Origin of the sequence: Sphingomonas phyllosphaerae, assembly GCA_036946405.1 — a bacterium.
Taxonomy (GTDB): Bacteria; Pseudomonadota; Alphaproteobacteria; order Sphingomonadales; family Sphingomonadaceae; genus Sphingomonas; species Sphingomonas phyllosphaerae_D.
This window is the reverse complement of the sequence record JAQIJC010000001.1, coordinates 2,154,891-2,179,591: the sequence shown is the minus strand read 5'-3', so window position 1 is coordinate 2,179,591 and position 24,701 is coordinate 2,154,891. Positions and strand designations below refer to the sequence as shown.

The window sequence follows — 24,701 nt, the reverse complement described above, 5'->3', positions numbered from 1 at the left end:
GCCGTTGGATCGCGGCGGGGCAGCGGCTATGGCTCGGCGAATTGCCAACAATCCGGGGGCCGGGTCCCGCGTCATGATCAATGCCCTCGGGCTTCTCAAGCGGCGGCGTTTCCTGCCGCTGTTCACCACGCAGTTTCTCGGCGCCTTCAACGACAATCTCTTCAAGACCTCGATGGTGCTGTTCGCCACCTATGAGATCTTCGCCGACGAGACGCAGGAGAGTTTCTTCAACGCGTTGACCGCGGCGCTGTTCATCCTGCCGTTCTTCGTGCTGTCCGCGCTGTCGGGCCAGCTCGCCGATTCGAGCGACAAGGCGCGGATCATCCGGCTGGTAAAGACGGTCGAGATCGCCATCATGGGCGTCGGCGGTGCCGGGCTGATGCTCGCGCGCACCGGCGCGGTGACGCTTCCGCTCGTGCTGATGCTCGCTGCGGTCACCGGGCTCGGCGTGCATTCGACGTTCTTCGGCCCGATCAAATATGCGATCCTGCCGCAGCATCTCGATGAGGACGATGTGCTCGGCGGCACCGGGCTGGTCGAGGCCGGGACGTATCTTTCGATCCTGCTCGGCACGATCCTCGCCGGCTTCGTCTACAAGTCGCCGTTGCTCGTCACCGCGCTGACGCTCGGGGTCGCGCTGCTCGGCTGGCTGACGGCGCGTGCGGTGCCGCCTGCGCCGCGGCTCGGACCGAAGCTGGTGCTCGACTATAATCCGATCCGCGCCTCATGGCGATTGATCGCCGAGACGATGCATATCCCGCGACTGTTCCTCGCGATCTGCGCGATCAGCTTCTTCTGGACGATCGGCTCGGTGCTCATCATCGTCTTCCCGCCGCTGGTCAAGAACGTCCTGACCGCCGATGCCAGCGTCGCCAGCCTCGTGCTCGCGGTGTTCTCGATCGGGGTCGCGATCGGGTCGGTGGTCATCAACCTGATGCTGCGCGGGCGAATTTCCGCGCGCTTCTCGCCCGCCTCGGTGATCGCGATGGGGCTGGCGGTGCTCGCCTTCTGGTGGGTCGTCGGGCTGTGGACTCCCGCGCCGGAGGGCCATTTGTTCGACATGGCCAGCTTCATCCGGCAACCCCATGCGGTGCTGGTGCTGCTCGCGCTGCTCGGCGTCGCGATCTTCGGCGGGATGTTCGTGGTGCCGCTCTACGCGTTCCTGACCACCACCGTGACTAAGGACCATACCGCGCGGACGGTCGCCGCCAACAACGTCGTCAATGCCGGGGCGATGACGTTCGGTTCGGTCGCGGTGGCGGGGATCACCGCGCTGGGCGTCACGCCCTCCCAGCTGTTGCTGGTGGTCGTCGGGATGTGCGTGATCTCGGCGCTGATCGCGCAGCGGCTGCATCGCGCCTGCGATTGACCGCCTAGAAGAACAGCGTCGAGAAGGTGATGAAGAAGGCACCGAAGCTGAGCAGGAACAGGCGCACGTCCTGATCGCCCGGCTTCGTCGCCTGCTGCGCCGGGGGCGGCGGAAGGGTGCGGCGGAAGGGGTGTCGCGCACCCTCGTTCGTCAGGACCAGTCGGCGTTGCATAGCGATCTCTTAACGCGCCGTTTACATATTCGGCCACCATCCCCTGTCGCGGTCCATGTGTCGCGACGGGACAACCGGGGAACGAAGCGATGCCGCTCTATGCCTTCAAGGGACAACGCCCCACCCGCGCCGCCTCCGCCTGGGTCGCGCCGAGTGCCGACGTGATCGGCGACGTGGTGCTCGGCGAGGAGGTCGGCGTCTGGTTCGGCGCGGTGATCCGCGGCGACAATACCACGATCGCGGTCGGCGCGCGCAGCAACGTGCAGGAGGGCGCGATGCTCCATTCGGACCCCGGCGCGCCGCTGACGATCGGCACCGAATGCACGATCGGCCATCATGCGGTGCTGCACGGCTGCACGATCGGTGACCGGACGCTGATCGGCATGGGCGCGATCGTCCTCAACCGCGCGGTGATCGGCGCGGACTGCATCGTCGGCGCGGGCGCGCTGGTCACCGAAGGCAAGGTCTTCCCGCCGCGCTCGCTGATCGTCGGCAGCCCGGCGCGCGTCGTGCGCGAGCTGGATGATGCGACGGTCGCGGGGCTGCGGCTGTCGGCGGCGCATTATGTGGAGAATGCGCGCGCGGCGGCCGAGGGGCTGGAGCGGGTGGAGTGACGACCCCGTCATCCCCGCGCAGGCGGGGATCCAGACGCGCAGGTCTTCGCAAGAGTCACGGCGTCAGATGTTCTGGATTCCCGCCTGCGCGGGAAGGACGGTGTAGAAAAAACCCGCGCCACCTGACGTGGCGTCAATCTTGCCACACTCCTGCCCGCCCCACATAACCCCGGGCATGTCGATCCCCCCGCTCCTGTCGCGCCTGCGTCTCCCCGTGATCGGGTCGCCGCTGTTCATCATCTCCAACCCGGATCTGGTGATCGCGCAGTGCCAGGCGGGGATCGTCGGATCGTTCCCCGCGCTCAACGCGCGCCCCGCGGCGATGCTCGACGAATGGCTCCACCGCATCACCGAGGAACTCGCCGCGCACGACCGCGCGCATCCCGAATCCCCCGCCGCACCGTTCGCAGTCAACCAGATCGTCCACAAGTCCAACGACCGGCTGGAGGCCGATCTCGCGGTCTGCGCCAAATGGAAGGTGCCGATCACGATCACCTCGCTCGGCGCGCGCGAGGAACTCAATCAGGCGGTGCACGCATGGGGCGGAATCACGCTCCACGACGTCATCGACGATCGCTTCGCGCGCAAGGCGATCGAAAAGGGCGCGGATGGACTGATCGCGGTCGCAGCGGGCGCCGGCGGCCACGCCGGCCGGCTCTCGCCCTTCGCGCTCGTGCAGGAAATTCGCAGCTGGTTCAATGGTCCGCTCGCCCTGTCGGGTGCGATCGCCAGCGGCGATGCGGTGCTGGCGGCGCAGGCGATGGGGGCGGACTTCGCCTATGTCGGCTCGGCCTTCATCGCGACGCACGAGGCGAATGCCGATGAACGCTACAAGCAGGCGATCGTCGAGGGACGCGCGGCCGACATCGTCTATTCGGACCTGTTCACCGGCGTGCACGGCAATTACCTGCGCAGCTCGATCGTCGCGGCCGGGCTCGATCCCGACAACCTTCCGCACGGCGACCTCAAGACGATGAGTTTCGCGTCGGGCGGCGCGGCCAAGGCGTGGCGCGACATTTGGGGCTCGGGCCAGGGGATCGGCGCGATCGACACGATCGTCTCCGCCGCCGAGCGCATCGCACGACTGGCTGCCGAATATCGCGCCGCGCGTAAGCGGTTGCTGGCGTGATCCGGACAGCCGCGACCATCCCTGCGCCGACGCCGATCCGGGCGACGGGCGGAAGACCGAGGGTGTGATCGATCCCGCCTGAACCATCTCCCACCGTCACCCCGGACGTCTTCCGGGGTCCACCGTCCCGCAAGGGCAATCGCCCGTTTGCCGGCGGAACGGTGGATGCCGGAACACGTCCGGCATGACGGATGACGGCTCCACGTCAGCTTGGATGGATCAACAACCTAGAACGCCGTCGCCAACCGGTCGAGCATCGAGCGCGCCGGGCTGACCATCGGCGCCTCTCCCGCCAGCGCGGTATCCAGCAGCGCGACCCGGCGGTGCAGGTCGACGCTGCTCCAGATCAGCCCGCGCGCCTGCGCAGGAAAGCGTGCCAGTAGCTCGACATCGGTGGTCGCCGCCACACCCAGCCGCTGCGCCGGATCGAGCGCCCAGTTTTCCGGCAATTCGCCGGCAGCGATCGCGCGCTGCGTCAGCAACCACGAGATGACGTGCATCAATCGCGTCGTCACCTTCAGCGATTCACAACTGAACGCCACGCGCTCCATCGGCGGCAATGCCTCACGCTCGGCCCGCCCGCCTTCGTCGAAATAATGGCGCGCCTCATCCGCCAGCACCATCGCCTCCGTATAGAAGGAATCGACCAGGCGGCGTTGCAGGCGGGGATCATGCGCATGTTCGGCCATGATATTTCAATGCCATGGCCGTCGGCACCCCGCCAAGCGCGTTTATCGCATCGCCAGGGACGAACCGTCCCGAAACGCGCCAGTTCCGACTGGTTGGTCAGGCGATGATGTCGGGGATCAGCTGATCTTCCAGCGCCGCGATCTCATCGCGAAGCCGCAGCTTGCGCTTCTTCAGCCGCATCAATTGCAACTGGTCCGACGAACCGCCGCCCGCCAACGCGGCGATCGCCGCATCGAGGTCGCGATGCTCCACGCGCAGCATCTCCACGCGGCGTTCCACCTCGGCATCTTCGCCCCTGTCGTTCATCCCGGCACTCCCGACGCCTGAGTCGCGCCTGCATAGCCGCCGCGCCCGTGTGGCGCGACCTGTCGTACGAAAGTCGCAGATGATCGTGTGCAAGCAAAAGTCACGGGACATATGTCCCATTTCGTGATTTCCTTCGTTTCCCTCTCAACCACGAAGGAGACTGCCATGCAGACTGCGCACATCTCGGCCCTCGAGGCCAAGCATGCGACGATCGACCAGCGCATCGCCGCCGAGTCGCAACGTCCCGTGCCCGATACGATCGTGCTTGCGGATCTGAAGAAGCAGAAACTACGGTTGAAGGAGGAAATCACCTCCTCGCACTAAGCGGAGCAAGGTGGCGCCCGGTGGACACGTTCCGCCGGGCGCTTTGCCCTATCCCGCGCAGCCGATCAGCCCGGCGAGCGGCACCACCAACGTATCACGACCCTCGCGATCCAGCCGCAGGGTAGCCACCGGCACCGCCGCTCCGGCGGTCAGGTTCTGACGCATCTCCACAGTCATTTGCATTGTCGCAACGATGTCGCCGCTGCGATAGACGTTCTCGGCATTCAGGCCGAGGGTTGCCGCCCCGGTCGCGCCCGTCCGCGGCAGGTCGATCACCTTGCCGTCGATCGAGATCCGCAGCGTCGCCGGGTCGGCCGTCGCCATCGCCGCGAGCACCCGCGTCGTCCCCGTCGAGAAGAGATAAGCAGCACAGCCGCGTGCGGGCAGCGCCTGTTGGGGCAGCGCGCCGATTGGCAAGCCATCGATGCCGGACGCGGGCGCAGCCGCCTGCGCCGCCATCAGCAGAAACGCGAACATCATGCCACCAGCCCTACCATGAGCAGCCACGCCGGGTAAGCCGCGATCGCGAGCAGCGTGCCGAGCGGCACGGCATCGTCGGCGGCGATCGTCCGCCCGCGCGACCGTTGAACGACCACCCAGCCAAGCCCGACCAATCCCGCGACCAGCAGCACCGTCGGCAACATCCGCCAGCCCAGCGCAAGCCCGATCGCGCCGAACAATTTCGGATCACCGCCGCCCAGCCCCTCGCGGCCGCGCCACCGCCGATACCCCGCACCGACCAGCCACAGCAGCACGAAGCCGCCAATACCGCCGATCAGGCGTTCGCCGGGCGTGGGCGGCGCAAGCCACGCGCCCGCCGCCGCGACCAGCGCCAGCGCCGCGACCAGCGGATCGGGAAGCCAGAAGTCCCTCGCATCCATGACGGCGAGCAGCAGCAGCAACCATCCGAACGCCGCGCCGGCCAGTGCCGCCGGCCCCGGCGCCGCGATCGCCGCCGCCACACCGACCAGCGCGCACCCCAGCTCGATCAGCGGATGCAGCGCATCGATCCGCGCCCCGCACGTCCGGCACCGTCCGCGGGCGAAAAGCCACGACAATAACGGTATCAGCTCACTGGCGCGCAGCGTTCGCCCGCAACCGTCGCACGCCGATCGCCCGTGCACGACCGATCGCTCCTGCGGCCAGCGCAGCGCGATCGTTGCGAGGAAGCTGCCGATCACGGCGCCCAGCACGCCCAACCCGAGCACCCACATCCACCGTCTCAGCCCTGCTTGCGAATCAGGTATCGATATACGCCGAAGCTGTTGATGCCGAGCAAGACGCCATTCTGCACACCCAGTGGTTCGTCGCCGGTCAGCCATGCGCCGGTGATCCACGCGATCGACGAGGTGACGAAGATCGCCATGCCCCATCCGGTCACCCGTCGTCCATTGTCGAGCGATACCATGAACGCGGCCGCGATCCCGCTGAGCGCCGCATACCATTTCAGCGCTTCGTCGATGGCGTGCATGACGGCGTGCGTAGTCGTTTGCGCCCTGCCGGACGAGCGCTTACATGCCGATCGAGATCAAGCGAGGAACCGCGGAATCATGGCTACCGACCCCATCGTCATCCTGTCCTATGCGCGCACCCCGATGGGCTCGATGCAGGGCAGTCTCGCCGCCTTGTCGGCCAGCGAACTCGGCGCTGCGGCGGTGAAGGCCGCGGTCGAACGCGCCAGTGTCGACGCCGCCGCGATCGAGCGCATCTACATGGGCAACGTCCTGTCGGCGGGTGTCGGACAGGCGCCAGCGCGACAGGCCGCGATCAACGCCGGGCTCGGCGAGCATGTCGAGGCGACGACGCTCAACAAGGTCTGCGGCTCGGGAATGCAGGCGGCGATCCTCGGTGCCGAGGCGCTGGGTGCGGGCTCGATCGACCTGCTGGTCGCGGGCGGCATGGAGAGCATGACCAACGCGCCGTATCTGTCGAAGGCGCATCGCGGCGGCGCGCGCTTCGGGCATGACCGGCTGTTCGATCACATGGCGCTCGACGGGCTCGAGGATGCCTATCAGTCAGGCACCGCGATGGGCGTGTTCGCCGACGACACCGCACGCGACTATCAGTTCACCCGCGAGGCGCAGGACGAATTCGCGATCGCCTCGCTGACCCGCGCACAGAAGGCGCAAGCGTCGGGTGCGTTCGATCGCGAGATCGTCCCGGTCGAGGTCAAGGGCCGCAAAGGGACCGTCACCGTCGCGACCGACGAACAGCCGACCAAGAGCGATCCCGCCAAGATCCCGTCGCTGCGCCCCGCCTTCGGCAAGGACGGCACCGTCACCGCCGCCAACGCCTCGTCGATCTCCGACGGCGCCGCGGCGCTGGTGCTGACCCGCCTGTCGGTCGCCGAGAAGCTCGGCATCACGCCGGTCGCGCGGATCGTCAGCCACGCCGCGCACGCGCACGCCCCGGCGCGCTTCACCACCGCCCCGGTGCCCGCGATGCGCAAGGCGCTCGAGAAGGCCGGCTGGTCGGTCGGCGATGTCGATCTGTGGGAGGTCAATGAGGCGTTCGCCTGTGTCGCGATGGTCGCGATGCAGGAACTCGCGCTCGATCACGAGAAACTCAACATCAACGGCGGTGCCTGCGCGCTCGGCCATCCGATCGGCGCGTCGGGCGCCCGCATCCTCGCCACCTTGCTCGGCGGGTTGCAGACGACCGGCCAGAAGCGCGGCGTCGCCTCTTTGTGCATCGGCGGCGGTGAAGGCGTGGCGATGGCCGTCGAACTGATGAACTGAGTTTCCGCGGGCTGAACCTTGTCGTCGCGGCGCGCCCTCCCTTCGTCGCCCCGGGCTTGACCCGGGGCCCCGCTTCCTTTGTCGACGCCAAGGTAGAAGCGGGGTCCCGGATCAGGTCCGGGACGACGGATACCTCCTTGGGACGGCTCGCCCTCCCCAAGACAAATCATTGCAGCGACCCGGATCAGCGCCCTGAACGGTTGCGCCCGGCGCCACTTCCGGCGATCCCCTCCTCATCCCCATGCCGAAGGAGGCTGCGCGCCTTGGAAGTCGTCTCGATCGTTCTGTTGTTGTTGTTTGCCGTCGTCATCAGCGGCGCGATCGCGCGCATCCTGCCGATCAACATCCCCGCTCCCCTGGTCCAGATCGCCTTCGGCGCAGCGATCGGCATGGCGGCAAACCTGCGGGTGACGCTCGATCCGGAGCTTTTCCTCCTCGTCTTCCTGCCCCCGCTGCTGTTCATCGACGGCTGGCGCATCCCGAAGGACGAATTGCTGAAGGACGTGCCGGTGGTCGTCGAGCTGGCGCTGGGGCTGGTCCTGACCACCGTCGTCGGGGTCGGCTTCTTCATCGACTGGCTGATCCCGGCAATGCCGCTCGCGGTGTCGTTCGCGCTTGCCGCGGTCGTGTCGCCGACCGATCCGATCGCGGTATCGGCGATTGCCGCGCGCGTCCCGATCCCGCGCCGGATGATGCACATCCTCGAGGGCGAGGCGCTGCTCAACGACGCCTCCGGCCTCGTCTGCCTGCGTTTCGCGATCGCCGCGGCGCTCACCGGCGCCTTCTCGCTCGCCGATGCCGCCGGCAGCTTCGTATGGCTTGCCGCCGCCGGGATCGCGATCGGCGTCGTGACCACGCTGGCGATCACGCGCGCCAAGGCGTGGGTGTCGCGCCGCTTCGGCGAGGATACGGGGTCGCAGGTGCTGGTCAGCCTGCTGATCCCGTTCATCGCCTATATCGCCGCCGAGCACGTCCACGCCTCGGGGATCCTCGCGGTCGTCGCCGCCGGGGTGACGATGACTTTCGCCGAATTGTCGCGCCAAGCGCTCCCGGCCACGCGGATGCGGCGCAATTCGGTGTGGGACACGATCCAGTTCGCGCTCAACGGCATCATTTTCGTGCTGCTCGGTGAACAACTGCCGGTGATCCTCGCCGGCGCGCGCGAGACGGTGCGGCTCACCAACCACGACAATCCGTGGTGGCTGGCGCTGTATGTGCTGGCGATCGTCGCGGTGCTCGCCGGGCTGCGCTTCCTCTGGGTGTGGGTGTCGTTCCGGCTGACCGTGCTGCGCCGCGGTGTCGACGACTCGCCGTTGCGCAGCCCGGACTGGCGGGTGTTCGCGGCGATGTCGCTCGCCGGAGTACGCGGGGTCATCACGCTGGCGGGCGTGCTGACGCTGCCGCTTGCGCTGAGCGACGGATCGCCCTTCCCCGCGCGCGACCTCGCGATCGCACTCGCCGCCGGGGTCATCATCGTCTCGCTGGTCGCCGCGAGCATCGGGTTGCCGCTGGTGCTGCGTGGGCTTGCGCTGCCCCCCGAACCGTCGAAGCAGGGCGAGGAAAACCGCGCGCGCGTCGCCGCGGCGCGCGCCGCGATCCGCGCGGTCGACGGCGCGCAGCACGACCTCTCGCGCGACCGCGACGACGCCGACGTCTTTGCCGAGGCGGCGACGCGGATCATGGACCTGTACCGCGAGCGCATCCGCGTCCGCGTCGACGGCGAGCCCGAATTGGCGGTGATCCAGCAGAACGAGCGTATCGACCGCGTGTTGCGACTGGCGGCGATCCGTGCGGAGCGCGAAGAGGTGTTCCGACTGGAACGCGCCCGTGCGATCGGCAGCGAAACCGGCCGCAAGCTGACCCGCGAGCTGGACCTACTGGAGGGCCGGCTGCGGGGCTGACGAAAGCGCCCCGTCGTCCCGGGCTTGACCCGGGACCCCGCTTCTTACCCACGCATACGACAGAAAAGCGGGGTCCCGGATCAAGTCCGGGACGACGGGTGAATCATTGCTCCGCCAGCGAGAATATCCGCCGCGCCTCTACCCACTTCACCCCCGGCGCGGCCCACGGCAGACGCCGCTGGTACGCGTCCATCTTCGCCTCCCACGCCTGCACGTCGGGATCGGCTGCATCCGCCGCCGCCTTGACCGCGGCATCGAACGTCTCATCCGTCTCCATCACCATCACCAGCCGCCCGCCGGTGCGATAGATGTCCATCGCCACGATCCCCGCCGCGCGGATGCTCGCGATCACCGGCGCCGGCACCGCGCCGGCGGCGTGCCACGCCTCATAGGCCGCGACCGCCTCCGGCTCGTCGGCGATATCGACCAGCAGGACGTGGCGTTCGGTCATGCCTGATACGCCACGACGGTCTGGCGCTGCTGCCCAAGCCCTTCGATCCCGAGTTCCATCACGTCACCCGCCGTCAGGAACACCGGCGGCTTCTGCCCCATGCCGACGCCCGGCGGCGTGCCGGTCGAGATCACGTCGCCGGGCTGGAGCGACATGAACTGGCTGACATAGCTGACGAGGAACGCCGGCTTGTAGACCATCGTCGACGTCGACCCGTCCTGATAGCGCTGGCCATTGACCTCCAGCCACATGCCCAGCGCGGTCGGATCGGCGACCTCGTCGCGGGTCACCAGCCACGGCCCGATCGGCCCGAACGTGTCGCAGCCCTTGCCCTTGTCCCACGTCCCCTGCCGCTCAAGCTGGAAGGCGCGCTCCGACACGTCGTTGATGACGCAATAGCCGGCGATATGCCGCTCGGCATCCGCCTCGTCGACGTAGCGCGCTTCGCTGCCGATCACGATCCCCAGCTCGACCTCCCAGTCGGTCTTGGTCGAGCCTTTCGGGATTTGGACATTGTCGTCGGGGCCGATGATCGCGCTGGTCGCCTTGGTGAAGATCACCGGCTCGCTCGGCACGGTCGCGCCGGTCTCGGCGGCGTGGTCCGAATAATTAAGCCCGATGCACAGGAACTTGCCGACCGCGCCGACGCACGGGCCGTAGCGTTCGACCTCGACCACCGGCAGCGTCGCCGGATCGATCGCCGCCAGCCGCGCCAGCTCGGCATCGCCCAGCGCCACGCCCGCGATATCGGAAACATGCGCCGACAGGTCGCGAACCTGCCCCTGAGCGTCGACCATCCCGGGCTTCTCGGCGCCCGGCGCCCCGTAACGTACCAGCTTCATGCGATTTTCCTCAATTGACCCAGCCGCCGTCGATGACATGCACCGCGCCGGTCGTGAAGGCGGCGTCATCGCTGCCCAGATAGGCGACCAGCGCCGCGATCTCCTCCGCGCGCCCCAGCCGCCCCATCGGCTGCCGCGCGACGAACGCCTGTTGCGCCGCCTCGTAATCGCCGGTGTCGCGCAGCCGCTGCTGAAGCGACGGCGTATCGACCGTGCCGGGGCAGATCGCGTTGCAGCGGATCCCCTGCCCGACGAAATCGGCCGCGACCGCCTTGGTGATCCCGATCACCCCCGCCTTGGTCGCGGTATAGGCGAAGCGGTTGGGGATGCCCTTCACCGAACTGGCGATCGACGACATGTTGACGATCGCCCCGCCGCCCGCCGCGAGCATCCCTGGCAGCACCGCGCGGATCGTCCGCATCATCGCGGTCATGTTGATCGCAATTGCCTGCTCCCACTCGGCATCGCTCATGTCGAGGATCGTGCCCGCATGGACGATGCCCGCGATGTTCGCGAGCACGTCGATCCGCCCGACCTCTTCGACCAGCGCGGCAATCTGCGCCGCATCGGTGACGTCGAGCGCCCGCCGTTCGCACCCGTCGAGCCCGGCCAGCGCGCCCGCATCGATATCGGTCGCAATCACCCGCGCGCCCTCGGCGGCATAGCGCAGCGCGGCGGCGCGCCCGATCCCGTTGCCCGCCGCGGTGATCAACGCGACCTTGCCCTTCAACCGGCCTTCCATTGCTTAGCTCCGTGCAGCGACCGGCAGGCACGCCGGCCCCACCGGGTCGAACGCCTTGTAGGTCAGGATGAATTCGCGATGCCCGAGCGCCTCGGACACGCTCGGCTGGCCGCCGGCCACCGCCATGATCGCGTCGACGATCTCCGCGCCGACCTCGTCGAGCGTCGCGTCGCCTTCGAGGATACGCCCGGCGTTGATGTCCATGTCCGCCGCCAGCCGCTTCGCCGTCTCGGGGTTGGCGCAGATTTTGATGACCGGCGCGATCGCCGATCCGACCACCGACCCGCGACCCGTCGTAAACAGCGTCAGGTGACACCCGCACGCGATCATCTCGACGATTTCGGCATTGTCGGAAATGTTCGGAAAACCGAAGCGCGGCTCGCCATCGGGCACGACGTCGAGCAGATACAGCCCGCCCGCCGGCGGCACGTCGCCGGGCTTGATGATCCCGCTGATCAGCGACGATCCCGATTTGGAATACGCCCCCATCGACTTTTCTTCCTGCGTCGTCAGTCCGCCCTCGGCGTTGCCTGGCGCGAAGCTGCCGAAGCCCATGATCGTGTAATATTCCTCGGCCTTGCGGACGCAGGCCATGATCTCCTCGCCCAGCTCCGGGGTCAGCGCACGATCGGCCATGATCCCCTCGCACCCGACCAGCTCGCCGGTTTCCTCGAAGATGCAGGTCGCACCGTCCGCCACCAGTCTGTCGAACGCGCGTCCGACCGCCGGGTTGGCGGTGATCCCGCTGGTCCCGTCCGAGCCGCCGCAGATCGTGCCGACGATCAGCTCGTCGACGCGCATCGGCACGCGCGGCACGTCGGCGATCTGCGCCTTGACGCGCGCGACGGCGTCCAGCCCGGCGGCGATCGTCGCCGCGGTGCCGCCGGTCTGCTGGATGACGTACAGCTCGACCGGGCGGCCGCTGTCGCGGATCACCTGTTGCAGGCGCTCGCGATCGAAGCTTTCGCAGCCCAGCGACACGATCACCACGCCACCGACATTCGGGTGCGTCGTCACCGCCTCCATCACCCGCGCGGCATAGGCGTTGGGGTAGCAGCCGGGAAAGCCGATCAGATGCACGTCGGCGTCGTCGGCCTTGTCGACGATCTTGCGTGCCACATGATGCGCGCACTCGACCAGATAGGCGACCGCGACGGTGTTGCGGATGCCCTTGCGCCCGTCGGCGCGTTGCCATGCCTCGATCATGCGCGCCGCTCCGTCATAGTGCTGCGCGTATGGCTGGCGATATAGTCGCTCTTCATATTGTGCATATGGACCCATTGTCCGGCCGCCGCGGCGTCGGTCATCGACCCGATCGGCGCGCCATATTTGATGACCTTGTCGCCCGCGTTGAGCGGGCGGCGCGCGATCTTGTGCCCGACCGTCACGCCCTCGCGCGCCGGGATCGTCCCGCCCGACACCGGCAGCAGGTCGCCCGCCGCGATCGGCGCGACGCAGATCATCACATTGTCGTCGGGGTGGAGCAGGATCAGCTGCTGGGGCGCGCGCGCCTCCAGCGCCGGCCACAGATCGTCCGGGATCGGCGCGGCGATCCGCTCACGCAGATCGGCGACCTCTTCGGGATTGCCGAGGCCGGCGAGCACGCACGCCACCGCCGGGTGCCGCAGCGGAAACTGGATCGCGGCGGCGGGCAGCGCCGCGCCCGCGGTGGCGCAGGTCCGCGCGAGCGCGCGGGTCCGCTCCACCAGCGTCGCGGGGGGGGCGGCGTAATCGTAATGCGACTGCGCTGGGTCGGCGTCCGCCGGATCACGCGCGAGGATGCCGCTGTTGTACGCGCCGCCGATGATGACGCGCACACCCTGCGCTGCACAGCGATCGAGGAACGGCTTCGCGCTGCGATCGAGCAACGTGTAGCGCCCCGCCAGCAGGATCACGTCGAGCGGCACGCGATCGAGCAATTCCTCGCACACCGCAACCTCGTTGACGCCCACCCCGATCGCGCCGACCGCGCCGGTTTCGCGCAACGCCACCATCGCGGCATAGCCGCCGTCGAGAAAGTCGCGCAGGTGGCGCTCATGCGCCTCGCCATGCGTCAGCCGCCCGAGATCGTGCGCCAGCAGCACGTCGACGTGATCGCGCTGCAACCGCGCACAGCTCGCGTCGAACGACCGCCGGATCCCGTCGGCGGTATAGTCGAACACCGGCTCGAACGGATCGGCATCGACGAAACCATGCCGCACCCCCGCCGCGTCGGTCGGCGCGAGCACGCGCCCGACCTTGGTGGAAACCGCACGCGTTCGCTCCGGATCGAGCCGCGCCAGCGCCGCGCCGAGCCGCCGCTCCGCAAGCCCGAAGCCGTAATGCGGTGCGGTGTCGAAGTAACGGATTCCGGCGTCCAAGGCCGCGGCGACGGTCGCCTCCGCCGTGGCGTCATCGATCGCGCGATAGAGGTTGCCGATCGCCGCCGTTCCCATCCCGAACCGCGGCAAGGCATCGCACCGCCGATCGGGCGGCGATGAACCGGGGGCCAAGTGTTGGAACATGCACGCTTCCTCTCTCGGCTTGATCTTGTCGCGCGATCACCGAACCGGCAACCTAGAAGGCTGATCAAGCAATTGAAATATGAAAGATGCTTTCATTCGCGCGACCGTCTCTTTGCTGGCGTGGTCGGTTCCGCGAAGCTAGGATACGCCGACCATGACGACCCCGCCCCGCTATCAGGCTCCCGCGCTCAAGAAGGGGCTGGAGATTCTGGAACTGCTCGCCACCTCCGAACAGGCCCTGACGATGTCCGATATCTCCGGCGCGCTGGGCCGATCGGTCGGCGAGATTTTCCGCATGCTCCAGGTGCTGGAGGAGCATCGCTACATCGCGCGCGACGATGAGGGATATCGTCTCACCAACCGGCTCTTTGCGCTCGGCATGGGTCGTCCGCCGGTACGCGATCTCACCATCACCGCACTGCCGGTAATGCAGGGGCTTGCGCGGGCCACCGGGCAAAGCTGCCATCTGGCGGTCGCATCGGGCGCCGAGATGGTGGTCATCGCCGGTGTCGAGGCGCCCGGCCTGTCGGGTTTCGCAGTGCGCGTCGGCTATCGCCGGCCGCTGCACCGCTCGAACTCGGGGCGCGTGCTGCTCGCCTTCCAGCCGACGCCGGTCCGCGCGGCGATGGTGGCGGAAGTCCGCGACGCGGGGGGCGACATCGATCCCGCGCTCGACGAACGGCTCGACGCGCTGGTCGCGGAGGGCGATGCGGTCACCCCCAGCCCGATGCTGGAAGGGATCACCGATCTGTCGGCACCGGTGCTCGAACACGGTGCCGCACGCGCCGCGCTGACCGTCCCGTTCGTCGCCGGGCGTGCCGCACGGGTGTCGCTGGACGAAACCCGCGCGCTGCTTCGCGACGCGGTGCGCTCGGTCAGCGCGCAACTCCAGCCGACGATCGACTGAGCCACCTTCCGTCGGACGTCGACATCACCCCATCATCGCCAGCATGATCCGCGTCGAGCAGATCGAGCAATGCAGCGCCCGCGCCGCGCCCTCCGGGCAGTCGATGCACGCGCGCTGCGGCCGCGATCCGTCGAGCAGGTCGACCAGCATCCGCTCGTCGGCCGATAGTGCTGCCGCGGTCCCGACCGCGAAGTCGCGTCCCAACGCCGCCTCGTACAACGCCATCAGACTGTCGAACACCGGCGCGAGCATCCCGGTCCCATGCGGCGCGAGCAAGCGGTGCAGGCGTTGCTGCGTACAGGCATGGCGATCACGTGCCGCGCGCCACCCGCGCGCAAGCGTCGGCAGCAGATACGCAATCCCGCGCGACGGCGACGATAGCGGCGGTGCGACGACACTCATGCCCGATCCTCCACAACCGGATCAGTGCATAGATTAGATGAGAATGATTATCAATAGATCAATCCGCACCGATCGCCTCAAGCGAGCGCTGCTTTGTCTCTGGGAAGAACAACCACACCACCACGAATTGCACCGCCATCATCGCCGCGAACACCACGAACGGCAGCCCGCGCGTGTGCGCCGCGATCACCGGAAAGGCCATCGCGATCACCGCATCCATCGCCCAATGCGTCGAGGAGCCGAGCGCCTGCCCGCGCGCGCGGACGTCGGTCGGGAATATCTCGCTGATATAGACCCAGATCACCGCGCCCTGGCTGAACGCGAAGAAGGCGATGAACGCGATCAGCAGCGCCAGCAGATACTGCTGCCCCTGCCCGGTCAGGAACACCGCCGCAGTTCCAGCCAGCGCCAGCGTCAGCCCGACAGATCCGATCAGCAGCAGCGTCCGCCGCCCCAGCCGGTCGATCACCAGCAACGCCAGCGCGGTGAACACGAAATTGCACAGCCCGATCGTCACCGCCTGCCGGTCCGCCGACACCGCGTCATAGCCCGCCGCAGCGAAGATATCATTGAGATAGTAGAGGATCGCATTGATCCCCGAGAGCTGGTTGAACGACGCCACCGCAAAGGCGAGCAGGATCGGCTTGCGATGCCGCGCCCACGACAGTCGCGGCGCGCTACCCACCGCCACCGCCGCCGCGGCGCGCGCGTAGCTTTCCAGCTCGCGCCGTGGATCGGTGACGCCCAGCCCGACCAGCACGGTCTCGGCCTCGTCCTCGCGCCCCTTTGCCGCCAGCCAGCGCGGGCTGTCGGGGATCGTGAACATCAGCGACAGCAGCAGCAGCGCCGGCACCGCGCTGACGCCGAGCTTCACCTGCCAGTCGCCCGCGCCCAGATCGAAGCTGCCGACCACCGCGTTGCTCAGATAGGCGGCGAGAATGCCGAGGACGATATTCAGCTGGAACGTCCCCACCATCAACCCGCGCCGCTCGGCGGGCGCGATCTCGGCGAGGTATACCGGTGCCAGCACCGATGACGCGCCGACTGCCAGCCCGGCCATGACGCGGAACACGATCAGCGCCGGCCAGCTCCACGCGATCAGGCACCCCAGCCCCGACAGGCAATAGAGCAGCGCGATCCCCTTCAGCGCATTGCGCGCGCCATAGCGATCGCCCGGCAAGCCAGCGAGCAACGCCCCCGCCAGCGTCCCCCACAAGGCCGCCGACACGGTGATGCCGACTCCGCTGGCGTCGAGCGCGAAGGCGGTGCGAATCCCCTCGGTCGTCCCCGCAATCACCGCTGTGTCGAAGCCGAACAACAGCCCGGCCAGTCCGCCCACCAGCACGCCGCGCAGCAAGGTCGTGTTCAAAAGATCGTGCTCCGCCCGCATCGTCCGCCCCGCGCGGCCCGCTCGTGCACAGGGACCGCAAACCACGCGTCCCGTCAACCCGCACGCGCTCTTGGCAAAGCCGGATGCAGCCGATACTTGTCTTACAAAATGACTTAATCGGGAGGATTACCGTGCATCACGTCGGCCAGCGCCGGAGCGCTGTTCTTGTCGCAGCGTTGCTCGCCAGCGTGTCGGCCCATGCCGCCGCCCAGAACGTACCGCTCCAGCCGCAGATCGATCCGCAGCGTCCGGATTGGGAGAACCCGGCCGTCAACTACATCGGCCGGATGCCGGCGCATGCCACCGGCTTTCCGTTCGAGACGCGCGACAAGGCGCTGGCCGGCCATCGCACGGAATCGAAGCGGTTCCTGTCGCTCAACGGCCAATGGCAGTTCAGCTTCTCGCCTGACGCGGACAAGCTTCCGACCGGCTTCGAGCGTCCCGATTTCGATGCCTCGCAGTGGAAGACGATCAAGGTTCCCGCCGACTGGCAGACCGAGGGCTATGATCAGCCGCGCTACAACAACATCACCTACCCCTTCCCTGCCAATCGCCCGCTGATCCCGCACGCCACCAACCCGGTCGGCTCGTATCGTCGCACGATCGACCTGCCCGCCGGCTGGTCCGGGCAGGACGTGGTGCTGCACATCGGCGCGGCGGGCTCGGCCTATAAGGTGTGGGTCAACGGCCAGCAGGTCGGCTATTCCGAGGATAGCAAGCTCCCGTCCGAGTTCGACGTCACGCGCTTCGTGAAGCCGGGTGCGAACACCGTGGCCATCCAGGTGTTCCGCTGGTCGGACGGCAGCTATCTCGAGGATCAGGATTTCTGGCGCGTCTCGGGGATCGAGCGCGAGGTCTATCTGATGGCTGCACCGAAGACGCGCATCCGCGACTTCTTCGTTCACGCCGGGCTCGACGAGAATTACCGTGACGGCAAGCTCGCGGTCGACCTGTCGGTCGCGCCGGGTGCGGCGGTCAGCGCGCGCTACGTCCTGATGGATGGCGACCGGATCGTCTCGCAGGGTCGCGCGCCGCTCGCTGCCGGTGACGCCGATCGCAAGACGACGCTCTCCGCCACCGTCGCCGGGGTGAAGCCGTGGAGCGCCGAGACGCCCAACCTCTACATGCTGCTGGTCGAGCTGTACGACGCCAAGGGCGCGATCATCCAGTCGACCTATCAGCGGATCGGCTTCCGCACCGTGGAGATGAAGAACGGTCTGGTCAGCGTCAACGGCAAGCCGATCACGATCCGCGGCGTCAATCGCCACGAACACGATCCGGAAACCTTCCACGTCGTCAGTCGCGAGTCGATGGAGCACGACATCCAGCTGATGAAGCGCAACAACATCAACGCGCTGCGCACCTCGCACTATCCGAACGACCCGTATCTCTATGAACTCGCCGATCGCTACGGCCTGTACGTGATGGACGAGGCCAATATCGAGAGCCACGCCTATATGGAGATGGGCAATCGCTACCCGCGCCAGCGCAGCGTGTACCAGCTCGGCTTCGACAAGGCGTGGCAGTCGGCGCATGTCGACCGCGTGCTCAACATGGTCGAGCGCGACAAGAACCATCCCTCGATCATCTTCTGGTCGCTCGGCAACGAGGCGGGGATCGGCCCGAACTTCGCGACCGCCGGCACCGCCGCCAAGACGCGCGATCCCGGCCGGCTCATCAGCTATCTCGGCTGGGGCACCTATGAGGGCGTGCAGCAGCACCGCCCGAACTGGTTCGCCGACATCTACGCGCCGATGTACGATCCGGTCGCCAAGATGGAGGATTACGCCACCAACTGGAATTACAAGCAGCCGATGATCCAGTGCGAATATGCGCACATGATGGGCAATTCGGGCGGCAACCTGAAGGAATATTGGGACACGATCTACGCGCACCCCGACAAGCTGCAGGGCGGCTTCGCGTGGGACTGGGTCGATCAGGCGATGTACCGCTATACCAAGGACGGGCGGCGCTACTGGGGGGACGGCGGCGAATACGGCCCCAACCCCGGCGGCGACATCGAGTTCGGCGACGGGATGCTCCAGGCCGACCGTACCCCCAATCCGCAGCTGTACGAGGTCCGCAAGGTCTACGCGCCGGTCCAGTTCACCGGGTACGACGCGAACGCCGGCCAGCTGACCGTCGCCAACCGCCACGACTTCCTCGGTGCGGAGGCTTACGACTATAGCTGGGAAGTGCTCGAGAACGGCGTCGCGGTCGCCCGCGGCACGCTGCCCGCGCCGACTGTCGCCGCGCACCAGAGCGCGCGCGTCGCGCTCGCGCCGACCGGCTTTGCCCGCCGCCCCGACGCCGAATATTTCCTGACCGTCAGCTACCGCGCCAAGGCCGGCACCACCCCCGGTGTTGCCGCGGGGACACTGGTCGGTTGGGAGCAGTTCCCGCTCAGCGCTGCCCCGACCGCTGCGACGATCGCCGACAACGGCCCGGTCAAGCTCGACAATAGCGGCGGCACCGTCCGCCTGTCGGCGGGCGAAACCGCGCTGGTGATCGATCGCAAGACCGGGCTGGTCGATCGCTATGCGACCGGCGGGCGCGTGCTGCTGTCGGGCGGCGCGCCCAACTTCACCCGCGCGCTGACCGACAACGACCTCGGCGTCGGCAGCGAGCGGCGCAACGTGCCGTGGCAGCGCGCCACCGACGAACGCGTCGTCGAGGGCATCGACACGCAGAAGCTGCCCGGCGGCGGCGCGGCGGTGACCGTCCGCTGGCTGACCGGCGGCAATGTCGCGCGCTTCTCGACCCGCTACCAGATGGCGGCGGACGGCAGCGTCGCGGTGACGGGCGACTTCCAGCCGCTCGACACGACGCTCGGCGATCCGCTGCGTGTCGGCCTGTCCTACGTCACCCCGCGCGACTATAAGGTCGTGCAATGGTACGGGCGCGGGCCGCACGAAAGCTACAGCGACCGGAAGACCTCGGCGCCGATCGGCCTGTGGCGCGGCGACATCGCGGCGCAGAACCATGACTATCTCCGCCCGCAGGAAACCGGCAACAAGGTCGACGTGCGCTGGATGGAGCTGGTGCGCGGCACCGATGGCGGCCTGCGCGTCACCGGCGACCAGCCGCTGTCGATGAACGCGCTCGCCTTCCCGTACACCGAGCTGAACCGCCGCGAGCCCGGCACGCGCAAGAGCACCGACATCGTCCCCGGCGCGAACGGCAGCCTGCTGGTCGATGCGGTGCAATCGGGGATCGGCGGCGATACGCAATGGAGCGACTGGGGCCGCCCGCTCGAGCAATATCGTATCAAGGTCGCGCCCTTGCGCTACGGCTTCACACTGTCGCCGGTCGCCAGCGACGCGCACGGCGCGGGCGCGAAGCCGGCCAGCGCGACGGGAGAAGAATAAGACAGCCGCACTACCCGCCCCGTCGCCCCGGATACGATCCCGAACCCCGCTTCATCGCAACGACCGTCGTTGAGGAAGCGGGACCCGGCCCGAGGGGGGGGCGTCAGGCCATGGCGGAGCGCAGGCCCAGATGCGCGACGAACGGCACGAAGTCCCGGTCGCTGTAGAGAAGCGGAACGCCGTCGATGATGCAGCGGGTGGCGATCAGCGTATCGATCGTCTTGCGGATCGTGATGCCCCGGGCACGCAGCGTGCGATAGTTGCGGGCCGCCTGAAGCGCCACGACGTCGTCTACGATCGGTATCGAACGAAAGCTGCCGAGCGCGGTGCGCAGCGTCTCGAATTGACGATCGGTGCGGCAACCTTGCAGGACTTCCACAAGGATCAGATCACCGATCAGGAACCGTCGCCGCGACAGTTGCGCATCGAGCCACTCTGTTTGCAGCGTGCGCGCGCCGCCGAAATAGTCGATCCACACGCCGGAATCGACAAGGATCACGTGTCCGCCGGAATGTATTTGCTGGTGCGCATGTCATCGAGATCGCCGACCCAGTCGATCGCGCCGCGCAGACTGCGGATTTCGGCTTGCTGGTCCAGTTCCACGAGCCGCGCAAGCGCCTCATGGACGGCATCACGCTTGGTCTTCTTGCCAGTGATCCGCATGGCCTGTGCCATGAGGCGATCGTCGATGTCGATATTGGTCCGCATGTGTATGGCTCCGCAGAGCCATACACATAATCGGTGGCGCGCGCTTACGCCAGACCGGCGCGCGCGATCAGGTCCGTGGTGGACGGGTCGAAGTCGCCGCCGCCCTTCGCCGCCGCCTTGGCCATTTCCTTGCCCAGCTCGACCCCGAACTGGTCGAACGAGTTGATGCCGAGCAGCACGCCGTTCACGAACACGCGGTGCTCGTAGAAGGCGATCAGCGCGCCGAGCGTCCGGGCGTCGAGCCGGTCGAGCAGCAACGTCGAGGACGGTCGGTCGCCGGGATAGCTGCGCGCGGGATCATCGACCTGCTTGCCCTGCATCAACGCTGCGCCTTGGGCGAAGGCATTGAGCAGCAACTGGCGGTGATGTTCCGCGGGCAGGGTGTCGCCGGCCTCGATCACCGCGAGGAACTCGACGGGGACGAGGTGCGTGCCCTGGTGGAGCAGCTGGAACACCGCATGTTGCGCGTCGGTGCCGACCCCGCCCCAGGTGATCGCGGCGGTCGGGCGGCCGACCGGCTGGCCATCGACCGTCACGCCCTTGCCGTTCGACTCCATCTCGAGTTGCTGGAGATAGCTCGGAAGCAACCGCAGCCGTTCGTCATAGGCGAAAGGCGCGCGGGTCTCGGCATGGCGGACTTGGGTGTAATAGAGGTCGGCGAAGGCGGCGAGCGCCGGCGCGTTCTCGTGGAGCGCGGTCAGCCGGAAATGGCGGTCCATCTCGGCGGCACCGTCGAGCAGTTCCTCGAACTGCTCCCAGCCGAGCTTGATCGCGGCCGGAAAGCCGATCGACGACCACAAAGAGTAACGCCCGCCGACGCCCTCGGAGAAGGGCAGGATGCGCGTTTCGTCGACGCCCCACTCGATCGCCTTCTCGGGCGAAGCAGTCAGCGCGACGACGCGGCCATAGGGGTCCTCGACGCCCGCCCCGGTCATCCACGCGATGACGCTCTCGGCATTCATCATCGTTTCGGTGGTGGTGAAGGTCTTCGAGGCGACGACCAGCAGCGTGGTGGCGGGATCGAAGCGGTCGAACACGTCGTCGAGCGCCATGCCGTCGACGTTCGAGACGATCGCGACGTCATAGCGGTCGCTGTCGCGACCGAGCGCGTCGATCAGCAGATGCGGCCCGAGCGCCGACCCGCCGATGCCGACGTGAAGGACGTGGCGGATCGGGCCGAAGGCGTCGGCCTCGATCGCGTCGATCACCGCACGCATCCGCGCGTGATAGGAAGCGGCGCGTGCGACGCTCTCATCCTTGCCCTCGCCGCGTTCGGCGGTGTGCTCGACCGGGCGATCCTCGGTGACGTTGACGTTCTGCCCGCCGAACATCGCCTCGCGCTTGCCGGCGAGGTCGGTTTCCTTCGCCAGCGCCTCGAAGGCGGCGACCGCCTCCGGGGTCAGATGCGTCTTCGACCAGTCGAAATGAATGCCCGCGACGTCGAGCGACAGCTTCGCCAGCCGATCCGGGTCGTTCGCGAACAGCGTCTCCAGCCGCTCCTTGGGGAGCGCTTCGATCCTTGACCAATCCGCCACGTGCGTCTTCCTTCCGAGCAATTGCGGGTCACAACCGTTCGCGCCGGCCAAGGCTCCGCTTGACGAAGCGCGGGCATTGCGCGACGCGGTGCTTCATGGCCACCCCTGCTGCCCCCGGCAAGCCCGCGCGTTCCGAAACCGGCGAAACGATCCGCTTCCTGCTGAAGCTGGCGTTGTTCGTGTTCGTCCTGCGCAGCTTCATCTTCTCGCCCTTTTCGATCCCGTCCGAATCGATGCTGCCGCGCTTGCTGATCGGTGACTATCTGTTCGTGTCGAAGTGGAACTACGGCTATTCGCGCTGGTCGCTGCCCTGGGGTATTCCGCTGATCCCCGGGCGCATCTTCGCCAGCACGCCGACGCGCGGCGACACGGTGGTGTTCCGCTCGCTGGGACCGGACGATCACGACGTCATCAAGCGCGTGATCGGGCTGCCTGGCGACACGATCCAGATGCGCAACGGTCAGTTGTTCCTCAACGGCAAGGCGATTCCCAAGCAGCGCGTCGCCGACTTCATCGTGCCGCTCACCCCGAACTTTCCGGCCGAGAAGTGCGGCGCGGAGTTTCAGGACGTCGACGCGACCGGGCAGCCGATCTGCCGCTACCCGCGCTTCCGCGAGACGCTGCCGGGCGGGCGCAGCTATGAGGTGCTCGATCAGGGCAATTTGCCGATCGCTGACGATACCGACGTGTACACCGTCCCGGCCGGCGACGTCTTCCTGATGGGCGACAATCGCGACGACAGCGCCGACAGCCGCTTCGCGCCGCCGGAGGGGATGGGCTACATTCCGATGGAGCGCATCCAGGGCAAGGCGCTGGTCACCTTCTGGTCGACCGACGGCTCGGCCGAGTGGATCAAGCCGTGGACCTGGGTATCGGCGGCGCGGTTCAGCCGGATCGGTCACGGCTTCTGAGCGTGAGCGACGATGTCGCGTCATGGGTGAGCGAGGTTCTGGGGGTTCACCCTGAAGACCCGGCGTTGTTCAAGCGCGCGCTGACGCATTCCAGCCACACCGGCGAAAGCTACGAGCGGCTCGAATTCCTGGGTGACCGGGTGCTCGGGCTCATCATGGCCGAGTGGTTGAGCGAGGTGTTCCCCGACGAACCCGAGGGGCAATTGTCGAAGCGCTTCAACGCGCTGGTGACCGGTGCGGTTTGCGCGGAGGTGGCGCGCGGGATCGGTGCGGTCGCGCATGTCCGGCTCGGCAAGCAGGCGCGCGACGATGGCGCGCAGCATGGCGACAACCTGCTCGGCGACGTGATGGAGGCGCTGCTCGGCGCCTTGTATCTGACCGCGGGGCTCGATGCAGCGCGCGCGGCGGTGCGGCGGCTGTGGGCGGATCGCATCCACAGCGACGACAAGGCGCCGCAGCACCCGAAGTCGGCGTTGCAGGAATGGGCGGCGGCAAACCGGCGTGCGGTCCCCGCCTATGAATTGATCGACCGCGCCGGTCCCGGCCACGCGCCACGCTTCACGGTACGCGTGACGGTCGGCAAGGACGAGGTCAGCGCGGAGGGCGCCAGCAAGCAGGAAGCCGAAACCGCGGCGGCACAGGCGTTGCTGGACGTGCTGAGCGCGCAGGCGACGCCGCGGCGCAAGCGACGGCGGTAGGACCATCTCCCGCCGTCACCCCGGACTGGTTCCGGGGTCTACCGACCCGCAGGAACAACCGACCGTGTGCTGGCGGAACGGTGGATGCCGGAACGAGCCCGGCATGACAGGTGACGGGTGACGGCTCCACTTCAGCTTTGAGGGATCACGCTCCAGACTGGCCGCAGACAAGGAAAAGGGCGAGGCCATCCGGCCCCGCCCTTTTCTCCCCGCACGAAACGCAACTGGTGCGGCCCGGTCGCCTGGTGCTCCCTTGGCGACCGGAAACCTTTCGTCAGCGCCTTAGAAGTGCGCGACGATGCCCAGCGTCGGACGGAAGCTGTTGGTCCAGCCGTAGCTCGACACTTCGCCGCGCAGGCGGATGCCCGAGTTGCTGGTGATGCCGCCGAGACCGATGTCCTTCGGGCCGACCTCGAAGCCGATGCCGTAGGTCATGTCGTGGAAGTCGCGATCGGTGTTGACGCGCTTGTCGAAGTTCACCCACTGGTAGCCGACCTTGCCGTAGATCAGGCCGCTGTCGCCAGCGCGGAAGCCGAAGCGGCCCGCAGCACCATACTGCCAGTCGATGTCGCCCGAAATGCCCTTGGCGACGTTACCCTCGGCGCCCACGAACACCGGCCCGAGCGGGATGTTGACGCCGGCCAGACCCTCGACCAGCGAGCCGTTCAGCTTGTTCTGGCGCGGGGCGCCCGGGACGCTGTCGCTCTGGAATTCTTCCCAGCCACCGCGCACGGCGACATAGGGCTCGATCCCGAACGCGCGGGTGCCGTCCGGCGCGGTCGCGGTCGCGGTGTCGGTGGTCGACATATCCTGCGCGAGCGAGGGGGTGGCGACGAACGCGGCGGATGCAGCAACGGCCGCAAGAACGAGCTTACGCATAAAATACCTCAATACAGTTTCGTTGCCCGGTTTGTCGCAGCACCAGGTGCGGCCGGGCCGGGGACTGCTCTAACCACGCCTCCCCGGCTTGGTTGCGCGAAAAAACGCCATTTTGGCATGG

Annotated in this window: 27 protein-coding genes; 10 read left to right on the top strand and 17 right to left on the bottom strand. The window is 67.7% G+C overall.

Going from position 1 to position 24,701, the window contains the following annotated elements; translation table 11 throughout:
* Positions 1-73: 73 nt before the first annotated feature.
* On the top strand, positions 74-1,369 hold the full coding sequence (locus PGN12_10360; GenBank protein ID MEH3104296.1) for an MFS transporter: 1,296 nt from the start codon (positions 74-76) through the stop codon (positions 1,367-1,369).
* 4 nt (positions 1,370-1,373) lie between these two features.
* Here the strand turns inward: PGN12_10360 and PGN12_10355 are convergent, their stop codons facing one another.
* Entirely contained in the window at positions 1,374-1,541 is a 168-nt protein-coding gene (locus PGN12_10355; protein MEH3104295.1) for a hypothetical protein, read from the bottom strand.
* 89 nt (positions 1,542-1,630) lie between these two features.
* Here PGN12_10355 and PGN12_10350 point away from each other — a divergent pair, with 89 nt between their 5' ends.
* Positions 1,631-2,155 (top strand): gamma carbonic anhydrase family protein, encoded by a 525-nt coding sequence (locus PGN12_10350; protein ID MEH3104294.1) that lies wholly within the window; start codon positions 1,631-1,633, stop codon positions 2,153-2,155.
* Positions 2,156-2,330: 175 nt separating this feature from the next.
* A complete protein-coding gene (locus tag PGN12_10345; protein ID MEH3104293.1) occupies positions 2,331-3,284 on the top strand; it encodes a nitronate monooxygenase family protein in 954 nt (317 codons plus the stop codon).
* A gap of 227 nt (positions 3,285-3,511) precedes the next feature.
* Here the strand turns inward: PGN12_10345 and PGN12_10340 are convergent, their stop codons facing one another.
* Positions 3,512-3,973 carry a DUF1465 family protein gene (locus PGN12_10340; protein MEH3104292.1) on the bottom strand — a complete coding sequence of 154 codons (462 nt, stop codon included), beginning with the start codon at positions 3,971-3,973 and terminating at the stop codon, positions 3,512-3,514.
* Between the two features lie 97 nt (positions 3,974-4,070).
* Complete coding sequence (locus tag PGN12_10335; protein ID MEH3104291.1) at positions 4,071-4,280, bottom strand: DUF465 domain-containing protein; 210 nt, start codon at positions 4,278-4,280, stop codon at positions 4,071-4,073.
* A gap of 165 nt (positions 4,281-4,445) precedes the next feature.
* On the opposite strand from PGN12_10335, the gene PGN12_10330 reads away from it, so the two are divergent.
* The gene (locus PGN12_10330; GenBank protein ID MEH3104290.1) at positions 4,446-4,604 is read left to right on the top strand and encodes a YdcH family protein; all 159 of its coding nucleotides are present in this window, start codon (positions 4,446-4,448) and stop codon (positions 4,602-4,604) included.
* A gap of 48 nt (positions 4,605-4,652) precedes the next feature.
* Here the strand turns inward: PGN12_10330 and PGN12_10325 are convergent, their stop codons facing one another.
* From PGN12_10325 to PGN12_10315, 3 genes are read right to left on the bottom strand one after another with little or no spacing between them, the layout of a single operon-like run.
* On the bottom strand, positions 4,653-5,084 hold the full coding sequence (locus PGN12_10325; protein ID MEH3104289.1) for a hypothetical protein: 432 nt from the start codon (positions 5,082-5,084) through the stop codon (positions 4,653-4,655).
* On the bottom strand, positions 5,081-5,818 hold the full coding sequence (locus PGN12_10320) for a prepilin peptidase (protein ID MEH3104288.1): 738 nt from the start codon (positions 5,816-5,818) through the stop codon (positions 5,081-5,083). The genes PGN12_10325 and PGN12_10320 overlap by 4 nt, the downstream gene beginning before the upstream one ends.
* 8 nt (positions 5,819-5,826) lie before the next feature.
* A complete protein-coding gene (locus PGN12_10315) occupies positions 5,827-6,075 on the bottom strand; it encodes a hypothetical protein (protein MEH3104287.1) in 249 nt (82 codons plus the stop codon).
* 79 nt (positions 6,076-6,154) lie between these two features.
* On the opposite strand from PGN12_10315, the gene PGN12_10310 reads away from it, so the two are divergent.
* Both PGN12_10310 and PGN12_10305 read left to right on the top strand, forming a co-directional pair.
* Positions 6,155-7,342 (top strand): thiolase family protein, encoded by a 1,188-nt coding sequence (locus tag PGN12_10310; GenBank protein ID MEH3104286.1) that lies wholly within the window; start codon positions 6,155-6,157, stop codon positions 7,340-7,342.
* 263 nt (positions 7,343-7,605) lie between these two features.
* Entirely contained in the window at positions 7,606-9,243 is a 1,638-nt protein-coding gene (locus PGN12_10305; GenBank protein ID MEH3104285.1) for a Na+/H+ antiporter, read from the top strand.
* Positions 9,244-9,346: 103 nt separating this feature from the next.
* On the opposite strand, the gene PGN12_10300 is transcribed toward PGN12_10305, so the two are convergent.
* Genes PGN12_10300 through PGN12_10280 form a run of 5 tightly spaced genes read right to left on the bottom strand, consistent with a single transcriptional unit; the run spans position 9,347 to position 13,782 of the window.
* Positions 9,347-9,694 (bottom strand): L-rhamnose mutarotase, encoded by a 348-nt coding sequence (locus tag PGN12_10300; protein MEH3104284.1) that lies wholly within the window; start codon positions 9,692-9,694, stop codon positions 9,347-9,349.
* A complete protein-coding gene (locus PGN12_10295; GenBank protein ID MEH3104283.1) occupies positions 9,691-10,536 on the bottom strand; it encodes a fumarylacetoacetate hydrolase family protein in 846 nt (281 codons plus the stop codon). The genes PGN12_10300 and PGN12_10295 overlap by 4 nt, the downstream gene beginning before the upstream one ends.
* Positions 10,537-10,546: 10 nt before the next feature.
* Positions 10,547-11,278, bottom strand: a complete 732-nt coding sequence (locus tag PGN12_10290; GenBank protein ID MEH3104282.1) for an SDR family oxidoreductase — start codon at positions 11,276-11,278, stop codon at positions 10,547-10,549.
* A gap of 3 nt (positions 11,279-11,281) precedes the next feature.
* The gene (locus tag PGN12_10285; protein MEH3104281.1) at positions 11,282-12,484 is read right to left on the bottom strand and encodes a UxaA family hydrolase; all 1,203 of its coding nucleotides are present in this window, start codon (positions 12,482-12,484) and stop codon (positions 11,282-11,284) included.
* Positions 12,481-13,782, bottom strand: coding sequence for an aldo/keto reductase (locus PGN12_10280; protein MEH3104280.1), 1,302 nt, complete (start codon positions 13,780-13,782; stop codon positions 12,481-12,483). Before PGN12_10280 ends, PGN12_10285 begins: the two co-directional genes overlap by 4 nt.
* A 154-nt stretch (positions 13,783-13,936) precedes the next feature.
* Here PGN12_10280 and PGN12_10275 point away from each other — a divergent pair, with 154 nt between their 5' ends.
* Complete coding sequence (locus PGN12_10275) at positions 13,937-14,689, top strand: IclR family transcriptional regulator (protein ID MEH3104279.1); 753 nt, start codon at positions 13,937-13,939, stop codon at positions 14,687-14,689.
* A 24-nt stretch (positions 14,690-14,713) separates the two neighbouring features.
* Here the strand turns inward: PGN12_10275 and PGN12_10270 are convergent, their stop codons facing one another.
* Positions 14,714-15,091 carry a hypothetical protein gene (locus PGN12_10270; GenBank protein MEH3104278.1) on the bottom strand — a complete coding sequence of 126 codons (378 nt, stop codon included), beginning with the start codon at positions 15,089-15,091 and terminating at the stop codon, positions 14,714-14,716.
* Between the two features lie 58 nt (positions 15,092-15,149).
* Positions 15,150-16,460 (bottom strand): sugar porter family MFS transporter, encoded by a 1,311-nt coding sequence (locus PGN12_10265; GenBank protein MEH3104277.1) that lies wholly within the window; start codon positions 16,458-16,460, stop codon positions 15,150-15,152.
* Positions 16,461-16,612: 152 nt separating this feature from the next.
* Here PGN12_10265 and PGN12_10260 point away from each other — a divergent pair, with 152 nt between their 5' ends.
* Positions 16,613-19,849, top strand: coding sequence for a DUF4981 domain-containing protein (locus PGN12_10260; protein ID MEH3104276.1), 3,237 nt, complete (start codon positions 16,613-16,615; stop codon positions 19,847-19,849).
* A 103-nt stretch (positions 19,850-19,952) separates the two neighbouring features.
* On the opposite strand, the gene PGN12_10255 is transcribed toward PGN12_10260, so the two are convergent.
* The 3 genes from PGN12_10255 to pgi are packed head-to-tail and all read right to left on the bottom strand — an operon-like array spanning position 19,953 to position 22,092.
* Positions 19,953-20,348, bottom strand: coding sequence for a PIN domain nuclease (locus tag PGN12_10255; protein MEH3104275.1), 396 nt, complete (start codon positions 20,346-20,348; stop codon positions 19,953-19,955).
* Positions 20,345-20,557, bottom strand: coding sequence for a type II toxin-antitoxin system VapB family antitoxin (locus tag PGN12_10250; protein ID MEH3104274.1), 213 nt, complete (start codon positions 20,555-20,557; stop codon positions 20,345-20,347). The genes PGN12_10255 and PGN12_10250 overlap by 4 nt, the downstream gene beginning before the upstream one ends.
* Before the next feature lie 44 nt (positions 20,558-20,601).
* The gene (gene pgi, locus PGN12_10245; protein MEH3104273.1) at positions 20,602-22,092 is read right to left on the bottom strand and encodes a glucose-6-phosphate isomerase; all 1,491 of its coding nucleotides are present in this window, start codon (positions 22,090-22,092) and stop codon (positions 20,602-20,604) included.
* 95 nt (positions 22,093-22,187) lie between these two features.
* On the opposite strand from pgi, the gene lepB reads away from it, so the two are divergent.
* Together lepB and rnc are read left to right on the top strand one after the other, a co-directional pair.
* Positions 22,188-23,003: a signal peptidase I gene (lepB, locus tag PGN12_10240; GenBank protein ID MEH3104272.1), complete on the top strand. Its 816-nt coding sequence runs from the start codon at positions 22,188-22,190 to the stop codon at positions 23,001-23,003.
* A gap of 2 nt (positions 23,004-23,005) precedes the next feature.
* The gene (gene rnc, locus PGN12_10235; protein ID MEH3104271.1) at positions 23,006-23,701 is read left to right on the top strand and encodes a ribonuclease III; all 696 of its coding nucleotides are present in this window, start codon (positions 23,006-23,008) and stop codon (positions 23,699-23,701) included.
* A 282-nt stretch (positions 23,702-23,983) separates the two neighbouring features.
* On the opposite strand, the gene PGN12_10230 is transcribed toward rnc, so the two are convergent.
* The gene (locus PGN12_10230; GenBank protein MEH3104270.1) at positions 23,984-24,580 is read right to left on the bottom strand and encodes an opacity protein; all 597 of its coding nucleotides are present in this window, start codon (positions 24,578-24,580) and stop codon (positions 23,984-23,986) included.
* Positions 24,581-24,701 lie beyond the last annotated feature (121 nt).